This is a genomic window from Dechloromonas sp. ZY10, assembly GCF_041378895.1.
Lineage (GTDB): Bacteria > Pseudomonadota > Gammaproteobacteria > Burkholderiales > Rhodocyclaceae > Azonexus > Azonexus aquae.
In genome coordinates, this window is sequence record NZ_CP144212.1 from 954,208 (window position 1) to 972,500 (window position 18,293).

General features: G+C 63.7%; 14 protein-coding genes, 1 tRNA gene and 1 rRNA gene (1 of these 16 running past the window's edge). 4 read left to right on the forward strand and 12 right to left on the reverse strand.

Features of this window, described 5'->3' with window-relative positions; translation table 11 throughout:
• Nucleotides 1-31: 31 nt before the first annotated feature.
• From VX159_RS04355 to VX159_RS04400, 10 genes are read right to left on the reverse strand one after another with little or no spacing between them, the layout of a single operon-like run.
• Nucleotides 32-1,156: a hypothetical protein gene (locus tag VX159_RS04355; protein ID WP_371324769.1), complete on the reverse strand. Its 1,125-nt coding sequence runs from the start codon at nucleotides 1,154-1,156 to the stop codon at nucleotides 32-34.
• Complete coding sequence (locus VX159_RS04360; protein ID WP_371324770.1) at nucleotides 1,150-2,172, reverse strand: Gfo/Idh/MocA family protein; 1,023 nt, start codon at nucleotides 2,170-2,172, stop codon at nucleotides 1,150-1,152. Before VX159_RS04360 ends, VX159_RS04355 begins: the two co-directional genes overlap by 7 nt.
• Nucleotides 2,173-2,174: 2 nt before the next feature.
• Nucleotides 2,175-3,230, reverse strand: a complete 1,056-nt coding sequence (pseI, locus tag VX159_RS04365; protein ID WP_371324771.1) for a pseudaminic acid synthase — start codon at nucleotides 3,228-3,230, stop codon at nucleotides 2,175-2,177.
• Nucleotides 3,205-3,870: a formyltransferase family protein gene (locus VX159_RS04370; protein WP_371324772.1), complete on the reverse strand. Its 666-nt coding sequence runs from the start codon at nucleotides 3,868-3,870 to the stop codon at nucleotides 3,205-3,207. Before VX159_RS04370 ends, pseI begins: the two co-directional genes overlap by 26 nt.
• Complete coding sequence (pseG, locus tag VX159_RS04375; protein ID WP_371324773.1) at nucleotides 3,867-5,006, reverse strand: UDP-2,4-diacetamido-2,4,6-trideoxy-beta-L-altropyranose hydrolase; 1,140 nt, start codon at nucleotides 5,004-5,006, stop codon at nucleotides 3,867-3,869. Before pseG ends, VX159_RS04370 begins: the two co-directional genes overlap by 4 nt.
• Nucleotides 5,006-5,698 carry a pseudaminic acid cytidylyltransferase gene (gene pseF, locus VX159_RS04380; protein WP_371324774.1) on the reverse strand — a complete coding sequence of 231 codons (693 nt, stop codon included), beginning with the start codon at nucleotides 5,696-5,698 and terminating at the stop codon, nucleotides 5,006-5,008. Before pseF ends, pseG begins: the two co-directional genes overlap by 1 nt.
• A 50-nt stretch (nucleotides 5,699-5,748) precedes the next feature.
• A complete protein-coding gene (gene pseC, locus VX159_RS04385; protein WP_371324775.1) occupies nucleotides 5,749-6,918 on the reverse strand; it encodes a UDP-4-amino-4,6-dideoxy-N-acetyl-beta-L-altrosamine transaminase in 1,170 nt (389 codons plus the stop codon).
• Nucleotides 6,915-7,910: a UDP-N-acetylglucosamine 4,6-dehydratase (inverting) gene (gene pseB, locus VX159_RS04390; protein ID WP_371324776.1), complete on the reverse strand. Its 996-nt coding sequence runs from the start codon at nucleotides 7,908-7,910 to the stop codon at nucleotides 6,915-6,917. Before pseB ends, pseC begins: the two co-directional genes overlap by 4 nt.
• 46 nt (nucleotides 7,911-7,956) lie before the next feature.
• Complete coding sequence (locus VX159_RS04395) at nucleotides 7,957-9,606, reverse strand: tetratricopeptide repeat protein (RefSeq protein ID WP_371324777.1); 1,650 nt, start codon at nucleotides 9,604-9,606, stop codon at nucleotides 7,957-7,959.
• Nucleotides 9,603-11,432, reverse strand: a complete 1,830-nt coding sequence (locus tag VX159_RS04400; protein ID WP_371324778.1) for a tetratricopeptide repeat protein — start codon at nucleotides 11,430-11,432, stop codon at nucleotides 9,603-9,605. The genes VX159_RS04395 and VX159_RS04400 overlap by 4 nt, the downstream gene beginning before the upstream one ends.
• 225 nt (nucleotides 11,433-11,657) lie before the next feature.
• Between VX159_RS04400 and VX159_RS04405 the strand changes: the two genes are divergently transcribed.
• Complete coding sequence (locus tag VX159_RS04405; RefSeq protein WP_371324779.1) at nucleotides 11,658-13,349, forward strand: flagellinolysin; 1,692 nt, start codon at nucleotides 11,658-11,660, stop codon at nucleotides 13,347-13,349.
• 71 nt (nucleotides 13,350-13,420) lie between these two features.
• Here VX159_RS04405 and VX159_RS04410 read toward each other — a convergent pair whose 3' ends face one another.
• The gene (locus VX159_RS04410; RefSeq protein WP_371324780.1) at nucleotides 13,421-15,223 is read right to left on the reverse strand and encodes a diguanylate cyclase; all 1,803 of its coding nucleotides are present in this window, start codon (nucleotides 15,221-15,223) and stop codon (nucleotides 13,421-13,423) included.
• 46 nt (nucleotides 15,224-15,269) lie between these two features.
• Between VX159_RS04410 and VX159_RS04415 the strand changes: the two genes are divergently transcribed.
• A tRNA-Thr gene (locus VX159_RS04415) sits at nucleotides 15,270-15,343 on the forward strand.
• Between the two features lie 5 nt (nucleotides 15,344-15,348).
• Here VX159_RS04415 and VX159_RS04420 read toward each other — a convergent pair.
• Nucleotides 15,349-16,158, reverse strand: coding sequence for an IclR family transcriptional regulator (locus VX159_RS04420; protein WP_371324781.1), 810 nt, complete (start codon nucleotides 16,156-16,158; stop codon nucleotides 15,349-15,351).
• Nucleotides 16,159-16,295: 137 nt separating this feature from the next.
• Between VX159_RS04420 and VX159_RS04425 the strand changes: the two genes are divergently transcribed.
• Both VX159_RS04425 and VX159_RS04430 read left to right on the forward strand, forming a co-directional pair.
• Nucleotides 16,296-16,910: an AAA family ATPase gene (locus tag VX159_RS04425; RefSeq protein ID WP_371324782.1), complete on the forward strand. Its 615-nt coding sequence runs from the start codon at nucleotides 16,296-16,298 to the stop codon at nucleotides 16,908-16,910.
• A 394-nt stretch (nucleotides 16,911-17,304) separates the two neighbouring features.
• Nucleotides 17,305-18,293, forward strand: a 16S ribosomal RNA gene (locus VX159_RS04430); it runs 547 nt beyond the window's last position.

Consider the following 18,293-nt stretch of genomic DNA (forward strand, 5'->3'; position numbering starts at 1 on the left):
GCAATAGCGGATTGATCCGCATTTTAAGCAATTAGCGTTCCATCATGGCAGAGATCAGCGCTTGCAGCTTTGCTGTCGCACCGGGGGGCGGGCAGGCGCGCCGCGCACCGGCACGCAGTTGCTGTCGTGCTGTCGCATCCAGCATGTAACGGCGAATTTCGGGAATAACCTTAGTCATTTCGTAAATGGCGGTGCTGGCGCCGCACTGGTTGCTCGGCAGCGGATCGTATTGCGCGGCCGGTTCGGGATGTTGCCCGGGTTGCAGGCTGATTACCGGGCAGCCAAGGCAGCAGGCTTCCAGCAGCAGCATCGAGTGGATGCCGAGCACCAGGTCGGCGGCCTGGACCAACTGGCGCGAAGGGAGCGTGTGATTGACCGCGACCGCCGCAGTGCTGGCGGTGCCGGGGCGGCACCAGCGGTCGTACTTGTCGCTGGCTTCGCGCGGATGCGGGCGGATCAGCAGCGTTGGCGGCGCGGCATCGGTGGGCGCGTCGAGGGCAGCGATCACCTGCTGCAAAATTGTCTGCTCGTCCGGCGGGGCAAGCGATTGGCCGAGCAGGGCGCGCAGTTCCGATAGCGGCTGGGACACGAAGACCAGCAATTGGCATTGCGGGGCGATGCCCAGCGTTTGCCGCAGCCGGGTGCGCTGCTCAGCGTCAAGCTGTTCCGCCGACAAGGCGTCGAAACCGGGGTGGCCGACGATGCAGAGCCGTTCGGGCGGGCAGCCGGCGGTGCGCATGCCGCTGGCGGCCAGTTCGTCCATCACTGCGATCCGCTCGGGCCAGAACGGCTTTTTGGCGATTTCGAAGCGTTGACCGTAGTTGGACCAGTAATCGAGTACTGCCAGTGTCGGGCAGGCGACGGCGTGGGCCGCTTGCCAGTAGCGGCGTTCGAGATTGAGCTCGTTGCATGAGGTGGCGCTCAGCAACAGCCCGGCCGCGCGGCAGGCCCGGTCGATCGCCGCCGGGTCGGCAGGGGCCGCTTCCGGCTGCAATCCCTGGCTTTGCCACAGCGCGAGCGCCGGGCCGTAGGCGAGCAGGCGGAGCGGCTGGCCGCTGTCGCGCAGGGCGGTGAGCAGTGGACTGAGCGCCGCCGCACCGCCGGCATCGCCGGCCAGACAGAGAATGCTGGCAGCGACGTCCGGCCGGCTCAGCATGTCACCGGGCAGCCGCCGGCCAGCGAGCGACAGGCAGCGTCGGCGAGGCGCAGAGCGGCCAGCGCATCGGCGCCACTGCAGGCCGGGGGGCGGCCGCAGCGGATTGCTGCCAGCAGGTCGGCGACGGCATGCAGCAAGGCATTGCTCATCAGGCTGTCTTCCGGCGTGCCGTCGGCGAGGGTGCGATAGCCGGCGTAGAGCGGGCTGTCGATCACCGGCTGCCAGCAGGCGCGGTGTCCCGACTGGTCGATGCGCAGGCGGCCGGCGTCGCCGTTGAGGGTGATCTCGAACAGACTGTAGGCGCTGTGGTCGGCGGCTTGCAGCTGGGCGACCAGGCCGCTGGCGAAGCGCAGCATCAGGTGCGGGCTGGGGTCGTCGCCAAAGGCTTCGCCGCCGGGATAGGCGATGACTTCCGCCGGACCGTCGGCGGCAGCGCCAAGCAACAGCCGCAGCCAGTCGAACCAGTGCGTGCCGTTGTGGCGGATGCCTTTGCTGTAGCAGCCACTGACGCTGTGAATCCGGCCCAGTGCGCCGCTGGCCAGGCGTTGCGCCAGGGCTTGCTGGCTGGGCGCGTAGCGGCGCGAGTAATTGACGGCGAGGACAACGCCGTGTTGCGCTGCGCTGGCGACCAGTTCGCTCGCCGCCGCCAGCGCCAGCGCCAGCGGCTTTTCGGCCAGTACACCGCGCAGGCCGGGCGTGGGCAGGATGTCGGCGAGGATCGCCGCGTGCGTTTCGTCCGGTGTGCACAGGCTCACCACCTCGGGTTGTACCGCCCCCAGCAGGCTGCGGTAATCGCTGAAGGCAGGAACCCCGAGGCGGGCGCTGGCAGCGGCAGCGACCTCGGGGCGGCTATCGCAGACGCCGACCAGTTCGCTGTCCGGGCAGGCCTGGTAGGCGGCAGCGTGCGAGGCCGCCTGCAGTGCCGGGTGGTCGTCGGGGTGGCCGATGGCAATGCGGCCGCAGCCGATCAGTGCGGCGCGCAGGGGGCGAGAGGCGGAGTGTGCGGCGAGGTTCATGCTCAGTCGGCAAGCAATTCCGGTTTTACCGGCGTACAGGCGTGGACCGTGGCAATCACCCGTTTGCCGATGATCGCATCGTAATGTTTGGGCGCCATGCCATAACCGGGGCGGACGCTGCGGATGCAGTCGGCGGTGATCACCTCGCCGGCCTGCAGGTCGCGGACGAAGTAGAGCGAACGGCGGAATTTGACATTGCCTTGTTCGCTCGATTTGCGCGCGTAGTTGACCTGACCGAGCGCCTCCCAGGCGGTCCGTGTGCCCCGGCAAAGTTCGGCCAGCCCGGCGGGTTCGAGCGAAAAACTGTCGTCGGGGCCGCCGCCGTTGCGGTCTAGGGTGAAATGTTTTTCGACGATGCAGGCACCGAGCGCAATGCTGGCGATCGCCGTGGTGTTGTCGAGGGTGTGGTCGGAGAGCCCGACCAGGGTGCCGAAGCGCTGCTGCATGTCGAGCAGGGTGCGCAGGTTGTAGTCGGCGGCCGGTGCCGGATAGCCGCTGACGCAATGGAGTACGGCGAGTTCGCGGCAACCGCCGCTGCGGGCGGCGTCGACCGCTTCGCCGATTTCCTCGGCATCGGCCATCCCGGTCGAAATGATCATCGGCTTGCCGGTCGCCGCTGCGTAGCGGATCAGCGGCAGGTCGACGGCTTCGAACGAGGCGATCTTGTAGGCCGGCGCATTCAGGTCTTCGAGCAGGTCGACGGCCGTGGTGTCGAACGGTGTACTGAAGATGGTGATGCCGACCTTGCGGGCGTGCTCGAACAGCGGTCGGTGCCATTCCCAAGGGGTGTGCGCCCACTCGTACAGTTGATAAAGGGTACGTCCGCCCCACAGGCCGTCGGTCAGCTGGAAGTCCGGCAGGTCCGAGTCCAGGGTGATGGTATCGGGGCGGTAGGTTTGCAGCTTGAGCGCATCGGCGCCGGCTTTTTTCGCTTCTTCGATGATGCGCAGGGCGGTATCCAGATTGCCGTTGTGATTGGCCGACATTTCGGCGATCACGTAGGGCGGGGTGGTGGCGCCAATGATGCGGCCGTCAATCTTGAGTGTCTGCGGAGTCATCGGACATTTTCTCCAGGGTCAGTTTGTAGCGTTGCCCGTGCCAGTCGAAAAAAGCCGGGAAGCGTGCCGGGTCGCAGACCCGCAGCAAGTTGAATTGTTCGGCCAGCGAGCGCTCCGGGTCAAGCCGGCTATCCTCCGGGCTCCGCCGGGGATAGTAGCTGCTGCCCAGGCTTTCGTCCTGGGCTTGCGGCGCACTCGGGAGCGGGGATTGCAGCGCGTAATCGAGCAGTTCGATCTCGGCGGCAAACAGGCGGGCATTGATTTCGTCCCAGAGCGCGGTGCGGGGAATTGGAAACTGCAGTTTTTTCCAGATCCGGCCGCTATCGACCCGGTCTTCCGCTTCCAGCAGCGACAGGGTGAGGTGTTCGGCACCCGCCAGCAGTTCCCAGATGTGGGGGCTCCAGCCCCGGCCGTGCGGCAAATCACTGGCATGCAGAACCAGGGTGTGCCGGAAACGCTGGCGGACTTCGGCGGGCACCAGTTCGCTGCAGGAAATCAGGAACAGCAGATCGCCCGAATCGAGATCGGCGACCCGTCGGACCAGTTCGATCGCGTGCGTTGCCGCGTGCTTTTCCTGCCAGGCCTTGAGCCAGGGATTGACCGGGTGGTCGGCGCTGCTGCAGAGCAGGCTGATTTTCATGTGTTTCCTCCTGCGGCCAGCAGCACGTCGGCCACTCGTCGGCAGCCTTGCCCATCGACCAGCTCGGCGACCCGGCGGCTGTGGGCCAGCCGTTGTCCGGCGCTGCCCAACTGCCGGAAAAAATCCCGCAGGCTGGCCGCCAGGTCTGTGCCGGCGCTGGCCAGTCCGGTGTGGGCAGTCAGGGCGGCGGCTATGCCGCGCTGGTTATCGGCGAGGATCAGGGCCAGGGTCGGCAGACCCAGGCAGCAACGCTCCCAGGTGCTGCTGCCAGCGGCACCGATGGCCAGGTCGGCCTGGCTAAGCAGTTCGCCCATGTTGTTCGCCGCGACGATGACCTGACACGGCCAGTGCAGGTGTTTGCTGCGGTGTTCGATCGCCTCCCGCCAGGGCGCGCTGGCCCCCAGGATGACGGTGATGCGGGCCTCGGGCGGGAGCATTTCCGGTGTCAGGGCCGTGAGAATGCGCTCGCTGTCATTGGCCCGATCGACGCCGCCGAGATTGATCAGCAACTGCAGCCTGCGGTCGTCGCCGGCGCAGGCCTGTTCGCGCCTGGCCAGGCTGGCCGCTCGCCAGGTAGCGAATTCGGGGCGGAGCAAGGCGTACTGCGGCCCGGTCAGAATCTGGCTGGCGGTGGGGAGTAGCGGCTGGTAATCGCCAGGGCTGCGGCCCAGGTTCTGGTCGAGCAATACCTCGCATTGGTGGGGGCGGTCGGCCAGGTCGTCAATCGCCATCAACTGCCGGCAATAGGGGCGCAAGGCGCGTTCCCATGCCGCCTCCAGCGCGTAGTGATCGACGATCAGCCAATCGACCGGGCTGGCTGCCAGATCTCGGGCGCATTCCTCGGCGTCCTGTTCCGGCGAGTTGCCGAGCCACTCATGGTGCGCGGTAAGGGGGAAAATCCCCGATTTTTGCGGTCGACCGTGAATTTCGGCAAAAACCGGCAGGCGCAGCACCGGAAAACCCCGGGCTTCGATCTGATCGATCAGGTGGCCGGGGTGTTCGCGACAAATGAAACGGCATTCGGCGCCGCGCTCCCGCAGTTCGCCGGCCAGGGTCAGGCAACGCATGACATGGCCGCTGCCGATACTCAGTGAAGCATCGGCGCGGAAGCAGACGCGCAGCTTGCGGCGGGCCATCAACTCGCTTCGCGCAGGACGCGAAACAGGGCTTCGGCGCGTTGCCAGTCTTCCGGGTGGTCAATATCCTGCACCCGGTAGCGCGGCAGCAAGACCGGTACGCTGTTGGCGCCAAAGAACGGCTTGCCGCTCAGCCAGGCAGCGGTTTGCCCCCAGTAGAACTGCCCCGCGTCGTGAAATGCCGGTTCCAGATCCTGCGAACGGGTGTTGAAGTGTTCGGGCTGGAACATCTCGACATGGCCATCGGCAGTCAGCCGGAAGGCGCGCTGGATCGGGAAGGGAAAACTGGTGGCGGCAAAGGCATAGTCAGCGTGACGCTGTTGCAGCAACTCGCCGCCGGCCCGCAAGTCCTCGGCGCGGACGAAGGGGGCGGTGGCATAAATGCAGCAGGCGGCATCGACCGCTGCGCCCTGGTCGAGGTGCCACTGGATGGCGTGGGCGATCACCGGAATCGTCGGGGTGTGGTCGTCGGCCAGTTCCGGTGGCCGGACGAACGGGGTCTCGGCGCCGTGGGCGCGAGCCACGGCGGCAATCTCCGGGTCGTCGGTCGAGACCACGATGCGATCGAAGCAGCCGCTGTCGCGGGCAGCGGCAATCGACCAGGCGATCATCGGCTGGCCGAAAAAGTCTTTGACGTTCTTGCGCGGAATCCGCTTGCTGCCGCCACGGGCGGGGATAACTGCGAGTTTCATGGGCATGGTCCGGTGAAGGGCGCTCGGAAAATGGCAACTCAGCGGCAAACTCAGGCTGCCAGCCGGGCCTGCAAAGCGGCAATCACCTGTGCCTGCTCGTCGCCGCCCAGCGTCGGATATAACGGCAGGGTCAGCGCCCGACTGTAGTAGTTCTCGGCCTGCGGGTACTGGCCGGGAGCAAAGCCGAGGCGGCGGTAGTAGGGCTGCAGATGGACCGGGATGTAGTGCACATTGACCCCGATCCCGGCCTCGCGCAGGGCGTTGAACAGGTTCAGCCGGTCGCAGCCGGCGGCGTCGCTCAGCGCCACCGGGTAGAGGTGCCAGGCCGACTGGTAGCCGGGGCGCCGCGCCGGCAAGGCCAGCGGCAGGGCGGCCAGTGCCTGGTCGTAGGCCGTGGCCAGTTGCTCGCGGCGGGCGATGTAATCATCGAGGCGGTCCAGCTGGCTCAGCCCGAGCGCTGCCTGCAGGTCGGTCATCCGGTAATTGAAGCCGAGCTCGACCTGCTGGTAGTACCACGGGCCGTCACCGTCGGTGCGGACTGCCGCTTCCATCTCGGCCGCTTCGCGGGTGATGCCGTGGCTGCGCAGGCAGGCCATGCGGCGGGCGAGTTCGGGGTGGTTGGTCAGCGCCATGCCGCCTTCGCCGGTGGTGATGATCTTGACCGGGTGAAAGCTGAACACGGTGATGTCGCTGGCCTGGCCGGCGCCGACCGGGATGCCGCCGACGCTGGCGCCGATGGCGTGCGAGGCGTCCTCGATCAGCCGGAATCCGTAGCGCCTGGCCAGCGCCTGGAGCGCCGGCATGTCGCAGGCGAGGCCGCCGAAATGCACGGCGACGACGATTTTCGGCAGGCGTCCCTGTGCTTCGGCGACCCGCAGTTTTTCCGCCAGCGCCTGCGGGCACAGGTTGCGGGTGTGCGGGTCGATATCGACAAAATCAACCTCGGCGCCGCAGTAGCGGGCACAGTTGGCCGATGCGACGAAGGTGATCGGGCTGGTCCATAGCCAGTCGCCGGGGCCCAGGTCGAGTGCCAGGCAGGCCAGGTGCAGGGCCGAAGTGGCGCTATTGACCGCCACCGCATGCGCAGCGCCGACGCGGCGGGCGACGGCGGCTTCGAAGGCCGGCACGGCCGGACCCTGGGTCAGCCAGTCGGATTGCAGCACGGCCTGGACTGCGGCCAGGTCGGCCTCGGTGATTTCCTGGCGGCCGTAGGGAATCATGCCTGGGCCAGCAGGTCGCGGATTTGCGGCACGCTCAGCACCCAGGGGTTGCTGCCCGAGTTGTACTCGAAGCCTTGGGCCACGGCCTGGCCCTGTTCGCCGGCTTCGTTGCGGGTGTAGTCGTGCTGGGTGCTGAAGCTGATCGACGGGCGGATCACGTAATGGTCGGCAAACTCGACGGTGAGGTGCGAGTCGTCGAGCGGGCACATGATTTCGTGCAGCTTTTCGCCCGGGCGGATGCCGATGATCTTGAGCGGCAGGCCGGGGGCGATGGCTTCGGCGAGGTCGGTGATCAGCGCCGACGGAATCTTGGGGACGAAGATTTCGCCGCCCTGCATCCGGGCAAAATTCTTGAGCACGAACTCGACGCCTTCATTGAGCGTGATCCAGAAGCGGGTCATGCGCGGGTCGGTGATCGGCAGTTCGCCGGCGCCGTCGGCCAGCAGCTTGCGGAAGAAGGGCACTACCGAGCCGCGCGAACCGACCACGTTGCCGTAGCGGACCACCGCGAAGCGGGTCGGCCGGTCGCCGCCGACGATGTTGTTGGCAGCGACGAAGAGCTTGTCCGAGACCAGCTTGGTCGCGCCATAGAGGTTGATCGGGTTGGCGGCCTTGTCGGTCGATAGCGCGATCACCTTCTTGACGTGATTGAAGAGCGCCGCGTGGATCACGTTCTCGGCGCCATTGACGTTGGTCTTGATGCATTCGGTCGGGTTGTACTCGGCGGCCGGCACCTGCTTGAGGGCGGCGGCATGGACCACGTAATCGACGTCGCGCATCGCCAGTTCGAGGCGTTCGCGGTCGCGCACGTCGCCCAGGAAGTAGCGCATGCAGGGGGCGTTGAACTCCTGCTGCATTTCGAACTGCTTGAGCTCGTCGCGCGAGAAGACGATCAGCCGGCGCGGCCGGTAGCGTTGCAGCAGGGTGCGGATGAAATGCTTGCCGAAGGAACCGGTGCCGCCGGTGACGAGAATGGATGCGTCGTTGAACATGCTGAAGTCCTGTTGATCCGCGAGATTGAACGTGGGTCGAAGCAAATTATGTGCCGCTGGCGGTCGGGGCGGGGGCGGCGAAATATTCGCCGAGCGCTGTCGCCAGTTCGGCCAGCGGCGTTGCCCAGTCGCCGGGACTCGGCTGCCGGAACAGCCGCAGGCCGGGATACCAGGGGCTGTCGCTGCGCTCGTCGAGCCAGCGCCAGCAGGCGTCGAAGCGCGACAGCACCCAGGTCGGCTTGCCCAGCGCCGCCGATAAATGCGCCATGGCGGTGTCGACCGTGATCACCAGGTCGAGTTGGGCGACCAGCGCCGCCGTGTCGGCAAAATCCTGCCATTCGGCGCTGTAGTCGAGCAGTTGCGGCCAGGCGGTGGCCTGGCTGGCGGCGCTGCCTTTTTGCAGGCTGAACCAGGCGTATTCCGGCGCGGCGGCAAACAAGGGCGCCAGTTGCGCCAGCGGCAGGCTGCGCCGGGCGTCGATGCGGTGGCTTTCCGGGTCGTGCGGGCGCGGGTCGCCGGACCAGACCAGGCCGATGCGTGGGCGCGGCTTTTCGCAATCTTCGGCGCTCGGCAGGTCGGCAAGGCGCTGCCGCCAGGCGGCAAGATTTTCTGCCGACGCGGCGAGATAAGGTATGGCGCCGGGCAGGTCGGCGAGTTGCAGGCCGAGGCGGGCGGGCAGACTGAGCAGGGGCAGCACGTAATCGGCGGCTGGCGGCGGGTCGGTCTGGGCGACTACCGCGTCGAGCCAGGGCAGCGGTCGCAGCAGGCGCAGCAGCGCCGGTTGCGCCATCAGTTTGACGCAGGCGCCGGCGGCCTTGACCTGGCGGGCGAGGCGGACGAACTGCAGGGTATCGCCGTGGCCCTGTTCGGCCACCAGCAACAAGGTTTTGCCGGCCAGCGGCTGGCTGGCCTCGCCCTGCCACAGCGGTAGCCCGAAATCCGGGTAGTGGCCGCGCATCTGCGGCAGCCGGGTGCGCCATTCGTACTCACGCCAGCCCAGATCGAAATCGCCCTGGGCCAGCGCGGCCAGGCCGAGATTCCAGTGCGCGGCGGCGTTGTCGGGATCGTTCTCGATGGCGTGCCGGTAGCAGGTGACGGCAGCGGCGAAGGCGCGCTGATCCTGGGCCAGCGTGCCCAGCGCCTGCCAGGCGCCGGCATGCGTCGGCTGCAGGCGCAAGGCGCTTTCGGCGCAGAGCTTGGCCTCTTCGAGCGCGCCCAGCGTGCGCAGGTAGGTCGACAGATTGGCGAACACGTCGGGGTCATCGGGGTGCGCTTCGAGTGCTGCGTGCGCCAGGCGCAGCGCGCTTTCGCTGTCGCCCAGCGCAAAGTCGACCAGCGACAGGTTGACCCGAGCCGCATGCAGGTCAGGGGCCAGTTCGAGGGCGCGAGCCAAGGCGCTGCGCGCAGCCGGCAACTGGTTGAGCTGGCGCTGGCTGCTGCCCAGGTTGTACCAGGCCAGCGCAAAATCCGGGGCTGCGGCGACGGCAGTCTTGAAGTATTCGCAGGCGCCGGCCCAGTCGCCGCGCTGGGCGCAGTAGGTGCCGAGGTTGTAATGCACGGCCGGGTTGCCTTGGCCGGCGGCCAGGGCGGCTTGGTAGTGCGCTTCGGCGGCAGCGTGGTCGCCCTGGCTGCGGGCGGCCTCGGCGGCGGCGAGGTGGTCGGGCCGAGGGCTGGACGGTGAGAGCGGGGTAGTCATGATGCTCCTTGCGGGGTCGCGGCGGCGGGGGCTCGATAGTCCTGCCGCCAGCGTTCGAGTTCGTCGCTGACCTGGGCCAGAACGGGCGCCCATTCGCCGCTTTGCGCTTGATGGAAAAGCCGCATCTGCGGATACCACGGGCTGTCGCTGCGCTGGTTCAGCCACCGCCAGCAGGCGTCGAAGCGGGAGAGGATCCAGGTCGGTCGGGCGAGGGCGCCGGCGAGGTGGGCGACGGCGGTGTCGACGCTGATGACCAGGTCGAGTTGCTCGACCAATGCGGCGGTCCGGGCGAAGTCGGTGAACTCGTCGCTCCAGTCGGTGACGCCGGGATGCTTGGTCAACCCGGCCGGCAACTGGGCGCAAGCGCTGCCTTTTTGCAGGCTGACGAAGGCGATGTGCGGATGTGCCGCGAGCAGCGGCTGGAGTTGCGAAAAGTGCAGGCTGCGGCGGGTGTCGATGCGGTTCGAGGCCGGGTCGTTGGGGCGCGGGTCGCCGGCCCAGACCAGGCCGACACGCGGCTGGGGCAACGCGGCCAGGCGTTTTTGCCAGAATTCACGGTCGACCGTGGAAATGTTCAAAAACGGCGGTTGCGCTGCCATTTGCGGCAGGTTTTCCGGGGTCAGCCCGAGCACGGCGGGCAGCGACAGCAGGGGCAGCACCCAGTCGGCCTGCGGCGTCTCCGGGCCGTGCAGCGGCAGTACCACGTCGAGCCAGGGTAGCGGCGCCAGCAGCCGGACCAGCGCCGGCTGGGCGAGCAGGACCACCTGCCCGACCCGCTCTTTTAGATGGCGGGCGAGGCGGATGAACTGCAGGGTATCGCCGTGCCCTTGTTCGGCAACCAGCAGCAGGGTCTGCCCCGGCGCCGCGCGGCCGTCCCAGCGCGGCAGGCCGAAGTCGGGATAAACGCCAGCGACGCCTTCCTGGCGGGTGCGCCATTCGTATTCAGCAAAGCCCTCGCGCCAGTCACCCAGCGTCAGGCGGGTGAGGCCGAGGTTGAAATGCGCCGCCGGATGCTTCGGTTCCACGGTCAACGCCTGGCGGAAGCAGAATTCGGCATCGGCCAGCTGGCGCAGGTCGAGCAGCACGGTACCGCAGGTGTTCCAGGCGGTGGCCGAGTGGCGGTCGGCCTGCAGCGCCTGTTCGCTGGCGGCAAGCGCTTGCGGCAGCTGCTGCAGGTCGCGCAGCAACGCCGCCCGGTTGCGCAGCGATTCGGGGTCGCCGGGGCGTAGCGCCAGGGCTTGTTCGACCAGTGTCAGCGCACTGCTGCAGTCGCCGCCCCGGCGCAGCAGGGCGGCTTTCAGATTGAGCGCAGCGGGCGTTGGGCCTTGGCGCAGTGCTTGTTCGCTGGCAGCCAGCGCCGCCCGGTCGTTGCCGCTACGGTAGAGCAGGGCGGCCAGGTTGTGGGCGACGGTTGCCGGGCATGGGCTGAGGCAGGCCGCTGCCGCCAATTCAGCGGCCGTGTCGGCTCGGCCCTGGGTGAGCAGCATCTCGCCGGCGCGCAGGGATAGTTCAGCCTGCCCCGGATGCGCACGCAATCCGTCTTGCAGGAGGGCGATGGCGGCTTCGGGGCGCTGGGCCTGCCACAACAGGTTGGCGACATTCAGGAAATAGTCGGCCGGCGCGTCGGTGGTGCAGGAGCCTTGCAGCAACGGCCAGGCTGCAGCTTGCCGGCCGCTGGTAAACAACACCAGGCCCAGGTGATGGCGGGCTACCGGATCTTCCGGTTGTGCTGCCAGTACCTGGCGGTAGCCGGCCTCGGCCGCAGTCAGGCGACCGGCACGATGATCGGCGAGAGCGCGGGCGAGCAGGGCGCTGGATGGGGACATGGCAGGCATGGGAAGAGAGGGGAAACATTTGCGCTGCGGCGGTCGATTGTCGCAACGTGTGTTTTGAGACTGTCCGGAATTTTACGGCAAGCTTTTGTTCTGCCGGTGATGATTGCGGGATGCGGGCGTCAGTAAACTGGTTGACGCTGGATCGCCTGTTGTTTTGCCGATGGCTAAAGATAGGGATGTCTCTGCCGATATTACTTTTGTTAGATCGGGGGGCTTATGCAGATTTTAACCAACACCTTGAGCCTGAATGTCCAGCAGTCGATGCGCAAGAACGAGTTGTCCTTGCAGCGCTCGATGCAGCGGGTGGTGTCAGGCGTGCGAATTACCGCCGCGCAGGATGATCCTGCACGTGCGGCGATCAGCGAACGGATGGGGGCACAGATTCGTGGCGGTGATCAGGCACGGCGCAATTTGAACAACGCAGTTTCAGTGATGCAGGTGACTGATGGTGGCCTTAATCAGGTCTCCGGGATGCTGCAGCGGATGCGTGAATTGGCGGTGCAGGCGGCCAACGGAACCTTGTCTATGGGGGACCGGCAGGCTCTGCAGAAGGAGGCCGATCAGTTGCTGGCGGGCATCGACCAAATTTCCAGCGATACCGAATTCAACGGAGAAAAGGTTTTCGAGCAGGGGCGCTCGGGGATTGGCGGAGACCCGAATCGGCTGGCGGTGCTCGATGGCTTGCGGCTGGGTTGGCTGGAAGAGGCTGAAAACCGGATTTCGCAGTATTACGGAATCAAGGCTGATGGCGCGCTGACGATGAAGGTCAATCTCGATACCAGCGACGGTGCCGGGAATGCGCTGGCTTCGGTGAGCACCACTGCCGTCGGTGCCGATGGTCGGTGGCAAGACATTACCTTGAATGTCGACATGGCCGACTTTACGCCACCGAATTTGCCCGACGGTGGGAGTGCACCGGTTTATAACGACCGGATCATTGCCCATGAGATGGTGCATGCCGAGATGTCGCGGTCGATGAATTTCAATGCACTACCGAATTGGTTCAAGGAGGGGATGGCCGAGTTCATCCACGGTGCCGATGAGCGGGTCAAAACCGATTACAACAGCGGTGCCGGCTGGGCGACGATGATCGCAGCCTTCAATGTTGATAGCGTGGCGGCCAGTGCCGGCTATTCAGCAGGCTATTCGGCGGTCCGTTACATGCATCAGAAAATCAAGGATGCCGGTGGCTCGGGGATCAAGGAAATCATGACCTACCTGAGCCAGAACCCGGCGGCGACTCTCGATCAGGCGCTGACCAATGCCAGTCGCGGTGCCTTTGCCAATCTGGCCGGTTTTCAGACCAGCTTCCAGACCAATGGTAATGCCTTTGTTGCCACCTTTAACTTTGCTAACGAGGATACCGGCGCAATCGGTGGTCTTGATGTCGATGGCGGCAGTAGTCTTTCTGCCAAGGATGTATTGCTGGGGAATGGCACGCGCAACGGTGAAAACGCCCTCGATGGATTCAAGCTCGACATTCCGGATTACATCAAGAGTTCCGGGCAGCGCTTCCTCGATCTGCAGATCGGGGCCAACGATGAGGATCGTTTGCGGGTCGGCCTGGCCGGCGTGAATACTGGTGCCTTGGCGATTTCCACGGTCGACCTGGTCAAAGGGGCCAAATTCGCATTGGCCCGAATCGACGAGGCGCTCGATGCGGTGAGCAATGCCCGTGGGCAGATCGGGGCAGCCATGGCGCGACTCGATTTTTCGTCGCAGGCGCTGGAAACCCGGCGCGATAACCTGAGTCTGGCCAAGCAGCGGATGAGCGATACCGACTACGCCCAGGAAATGAGCGCGCTGACGCGCGACCAGATTCTCCGGCAATCGTCAGGGAATATGCTCAAGGTGGCCAATGCGGCGCAGGAGCGGGTGCTTGACCTGCTTCGCTTTGCCGGTCGCTAAGCGCCGGCCGGACGGCTGGGGAAAAAAAGCGCCGGGCAAGCCGGCGCGCTGATTTTTGCTCAGCCTTCCGTTCAGGGCGCGCTGACGACGCGGTTCTTGCCGGTCTGTTTGGCGGTATACATCGCTTCGTCGGCGCGTTTCAGCGAGGTCGCCAGAGTGTCGTCGCTACGGCGCTGAGTGACCCCGGCGCTGAAAGTGATCAACACTTTTTCATTCTCGTGCAGGAAAAAGCGCTTGGTCAGGTCGCGCTGCAGTCGTGCCAGCGCTTGCTCTGCGTCACCCAGATGGGTGTCGGGCAGGAGAATCACAAACTCCTCGCCGCCGTAGCGGGCCACCGTGTCCTGTGGCCGCAGCGATTCCCGGCAGACTTGTGCCAGGTGCACCAGCGCCTTGTCACCGGCATCGTGACCCATCGAATCGTTCAGTTTCTTGAAATTGTCGATGTCGAGTAGCCCGACGCAGAGTACGGCTTCATGCCGGTCGGCACGAGCTGCTTCCTTGGCGAACATGTCTTCCAGTCCGCGCCGGTTGAGAACGCCGGTGAGTTGGTCGTGGCGGACGAGGATGCTGGTTTCTTGCAATTCGTGTTCAAGCTCACGAATGCGCTCTTCCGATTCGCGTACTTTTTGCTGGGTCAGTCGCAGTTCGTCGCGTGACTTCTGGGCATTCATCTGAATGTTGCGGGTTTCGCGCATGACATCGGCAATCACTGTTTCGAGCTGGCCAATATCGTTGGCGGCGCTGATCTTATCGGCGCAGGCGGCAATCTTGTCGTGGTAATCGGAGGTCGCGTCGGAAAAGTCGGCCAGGTGGTCAACAAAGCCGGCCAGCATGTTCTTGATTGCTTCCTTGGCTTCATTGAGGCCGGCTTTCAACTGGCTCTGCTTGAACAGCACTTCCTTCAGGCGGCGTTCGGCATCATCGATCGCGCGCTGGGACAAGGGTTTGTCGATGATTTCCCGGACAACGGCGATCTGCCCTTGCAGCCAGTGATCGTCGATCACCAACTGGTCGATGTTTTCGACCAGCAGCCGCAGCAAACCGAGCAGGCTGCTGCGCAATTCGGCATGATCTTCGGCCAGCAATTCAAGCTTGAAGGCAAAGCGCTTCAGGCGGGAAAGAAAAGCTTCGAGCTCTTCCGTCGTGCGGGCCTTGCGGATGTCGTTGGCCAAGCGCTTGGCGTCTTCCAACAATTGCGGGTCTTCATGCAACTGTGTGGCAACCGCCGTTTCCAGAGTGAAGGCGAACAACTCTCGGAGTTCTCCGAGCAGGCGGTGCGGGTTGCTGCCAGGATTGGCTACCTCGCTACGCTCGCTGCTATTCTCAGCTTCTGCTTCGCTGTCAGGCAGGGCTTCACTATCGCCGGCTTCGGCTTCGCGCCCTTGTCCCCAGGAGCGGAGCAGGGCTTGCAGCCGGTTGAACAGGTTTTCCGGGTTGGCGCTGCTGCTGGTCAGAACGTGATCCAGTGACTCCCGTTTGCGGGCAGTGGTCAGTCCGGGGTGGCGGGCGCCCCATTGGCGAAGCAGGTCGGAAATCAGTTCTCCCCACGCCAGCCGCTGAATGCCGGTCAGGTCTTCGACAAAGGTTGTCAGGTGCTTTTTGTAGTCTTCCCAATTGCCATCCCGCAACGCCTCCTCCAGTTGTCTTGCCAGGCGTAACTGATCGGGCGCTTCCTTGGGCAGGGCCGCCGCCAAGGCTCGCAACTGCCTTTCGGGGAATGCGGTTGCCGAAACCGGCGCCGGATCGCTGTTCTTTACGCCGGCAATTTCGTTGTACAGCGTCTGGTAGTGATCGGGGGTTGGGGCAATGCGCCTGGCTGCTAGCAAGCGCAAGGTTTCGCGCGCAACTTCAAAGGGGTTTTTATTGGTCGTCATGTTGAATTTCCTCTGATCGGGCTATAATGCGCGCCCAGCGCTGCGGGCCCCCGTAGCATGAAGGTCGTGCAGTTGCCTTGTAAGCATCAGGTCGTGGTTCGATTCCGCGCGGGGGCACCAGTCGTTCAATTTGGTCGATTGTCTTCGGCGGCATAGCCAAGCCGCTTGGAAAGCTCTGCAGCTGCAGCGAGCATGGTCGTCGCCACCTTGCTATCCCACTCGACATCAAACTCCCCAATCGCACCCAGCGAGGTAATCGCTGCCACCATGCTGCCGCTGTGGTCGTAGACCGGCGCACTGAAGCCGTTGATGCCAGGGGTCAGGCTTCCGGTTGCCCGTGATATTCCGTGTTGACGGATTTCATCGAGAACCTTTTCCATCTGTCGTCGTACCGTGGTGACGGCAGCCTTGCTCTGCTGGGCGCTATTCTCCACTTCTTCTTCCAGCTTTTGCCGCAGCGAGGGGGAGCGGTAAAAGGCAGCGAAAGCTCGACCGGTGGCCGATTTGGTCAAAGGCAGAACGGTGCCAGGGCGCAGGGTAATGGTGACCGGGCCGCCGGCATCGACAATCCGCACGATCGTGGCACCGAAGCTGCCCCACACGGCGAGAGCTACTGTCTCGTGAATTTCTTCGCAAAGATTGTCAAGGATCGGGCCGGCTAGCCGTACCGGGTCCAGTCGGCCCAGGCCCGACAGCCCCAATTCCAGAGCGTAAGCTCCCAGGTCGTAGCGGCCGCTGGCACTATCCTGCTCCACCAGTCCGGTGCGCATGAAGCTGACCATGTAACGGTGAGCCTTGGCTGCAGGCATGCCGGCACCCTTGGCAATGTCGCGCAGCATCATCGGGCGATTGGCCGCCGACATCACCTTGAGTAGCCGAAAGCCGACCTCGATCGACTGTATCCCTTGTCTATCGCCTGCAACCTTGGTGACCATGTGTGTACCTTTATTAAGTATGTTGTTGTGCCTGTGGTGTGAACTTGAGCGGCGCCGAAGTGAACGTCATTTTATTCGTCCGCTGCCTGCCGGAATATAATCTTTGTCGGTAAATGATAACGAGAGCTGGAGAAAAAATGCGCTCAGTGCTGGTCGCGAACCCCAAAGGAGGGGCTGGTAAAACTACCTTGGCAACCAATTTGTCAGGATATTTTGCCAATCAGGGAAAGACAGTGACGGTCTGCGATCTTGATCGGCAGCAGTCGTCGTTGCGCTGGATGGCGTTTCGCCATCCGGATCTGCCGTCGGTCGCAGGGTATTACGCGGGCAATCAGCTGGTGGTGAATCTGCCGCGCGACTCGGATTGGGTCGTGGTCGATGCGCCGGCCGGATTGCAGGGCTACAAACTGAGCGACTATCTGCGCGCGGCAGACAAGGTTTTGATTCCGTTGGTCCCGTCCGTGTTCGATATGGCGGCGACGGAAGATTTTCTCAATTCCATCCGTTCCGAAATTCGTGGTCGTCGCGATTCAGTGGGAATCGTTGCCATGCGTGTTGATCCGCGTACCCGGGCGGCGGCGATGTTGGAGGAGTTCCTGCAGCACTTCGACATCCCGATTGTCAGTTACCTGCGCAATACGCAGAACTATGTGAACGTAGCAGCAGCCGGTGCGACTGTCTTTGATCCGCCTCGGGCTCGTCATCGTAAAGACCTGGAGCAGTGGCAGCCGATCATCGAGTGGCTGGGTTGATCAAGTTTTTTCGTCAAAGGTATTGACGTATTTTTAAAGTTGAGTAGAATGCGCACCTCTTCGACGCGACGGGGATTCGGAAACGAGTCAGGAAGCGGAGCGGCGAAGGGTGAAGCGGTTTTTTAGGTATTGTTTTTCGGCGGTTTCGAAAAAGAAATTTTAAAAAAGTGCTTGACGAGAAGTGAGGAGTTGTTCATAATCTCGCTTCTCTGCTGCAGACGACGAGTTGTTTGAAACGACGAGTTGGCGCGGTAGTGATCTTTAACAATTTGGACAACCGATAGGTGTGGGTGTCTTGATGCGAAAGCGAGCAATCGCAAATAGTATTAAGGCAAATACACCGAGTAATAGGTAGAGAAATCTACCGTCAGTGAATTTGCGAGTTTGTTGGATTGAACTGAAGAGTTTGATCCTGGCTCAGATTGAACGCTGGCGGCATGCCTTACACATGCAAGTCGAACGGCAGCGGACCTTCGGGTGCCGGCGAGTGGCGAACGGGTGAGTAAAGTATCGGAACGTACCTTTCAGTGGGGGATAACGTAGCGAAAGTTACGCTAATACCGCATATTCTCTGAGGAGGAAAGCAGGGGACCTTCGGGCCTTGCGCTGATAGAGCGGCCGATATCAGATTAGCTAGTTGGTGGGGTAAAGGCCTACCAAGGCGACGATCTGTAGCGGGTCTGAGAGGATGATCCGCCACACTGGGACTGAGACACGGCCCAGACTCCTACGGGAGGCAGCAGTGGGGAATTTTGGACAATGGGCGAAAGCCTGATCCAGCCATGCCGCGTGAGTGAAGAAGGCCTTCGGGTTGTAAAGCTCTTTCGGCCGGGAAGAAATCGTGTGGGCTAATACCCTACATGGATGACGGTACCGGAATAAGAAGCACCGGCTAACTACGTGCCAGCAGCCGCGGTAATACGTAGGGTGCGAGCGTTAATCGGAATTACTGGGCGTAAAGCGTGCGCAGGCGGTTTGGTAAGACAGGCGTGAAATCCCCGGGCTCAACCTGGGAACTGCGCTTGTGACTGCCTCACTAGAGTACGGCAGAGGGGGGTGGAATTCCACGTGTAGCAGTGAAATGCGTAGAGATGTGGAGGAACACCGATGGCGAAGGCAGCCCCCTGGGCCGATACTGACGCTCATGCACGAAAGCGTGGGTAGCAAACAGGATTAGATACCCTGGTAGTCCACGCCCTAAACGATGTCAACTAGTTGTTGGGGGGGTAAAACCCTTTAGTAACGTAGCTAACGCGTGAAGTTGACCGCCTGGGGAGTACGGCCGCAAGGTTAAAACTCAAAGGAATTGACGGGGACCCGCACAAGCGGTGGATGATGTGGATTAATTCGATGCAACGCGAAAAACCTTACCTACCCTTGACA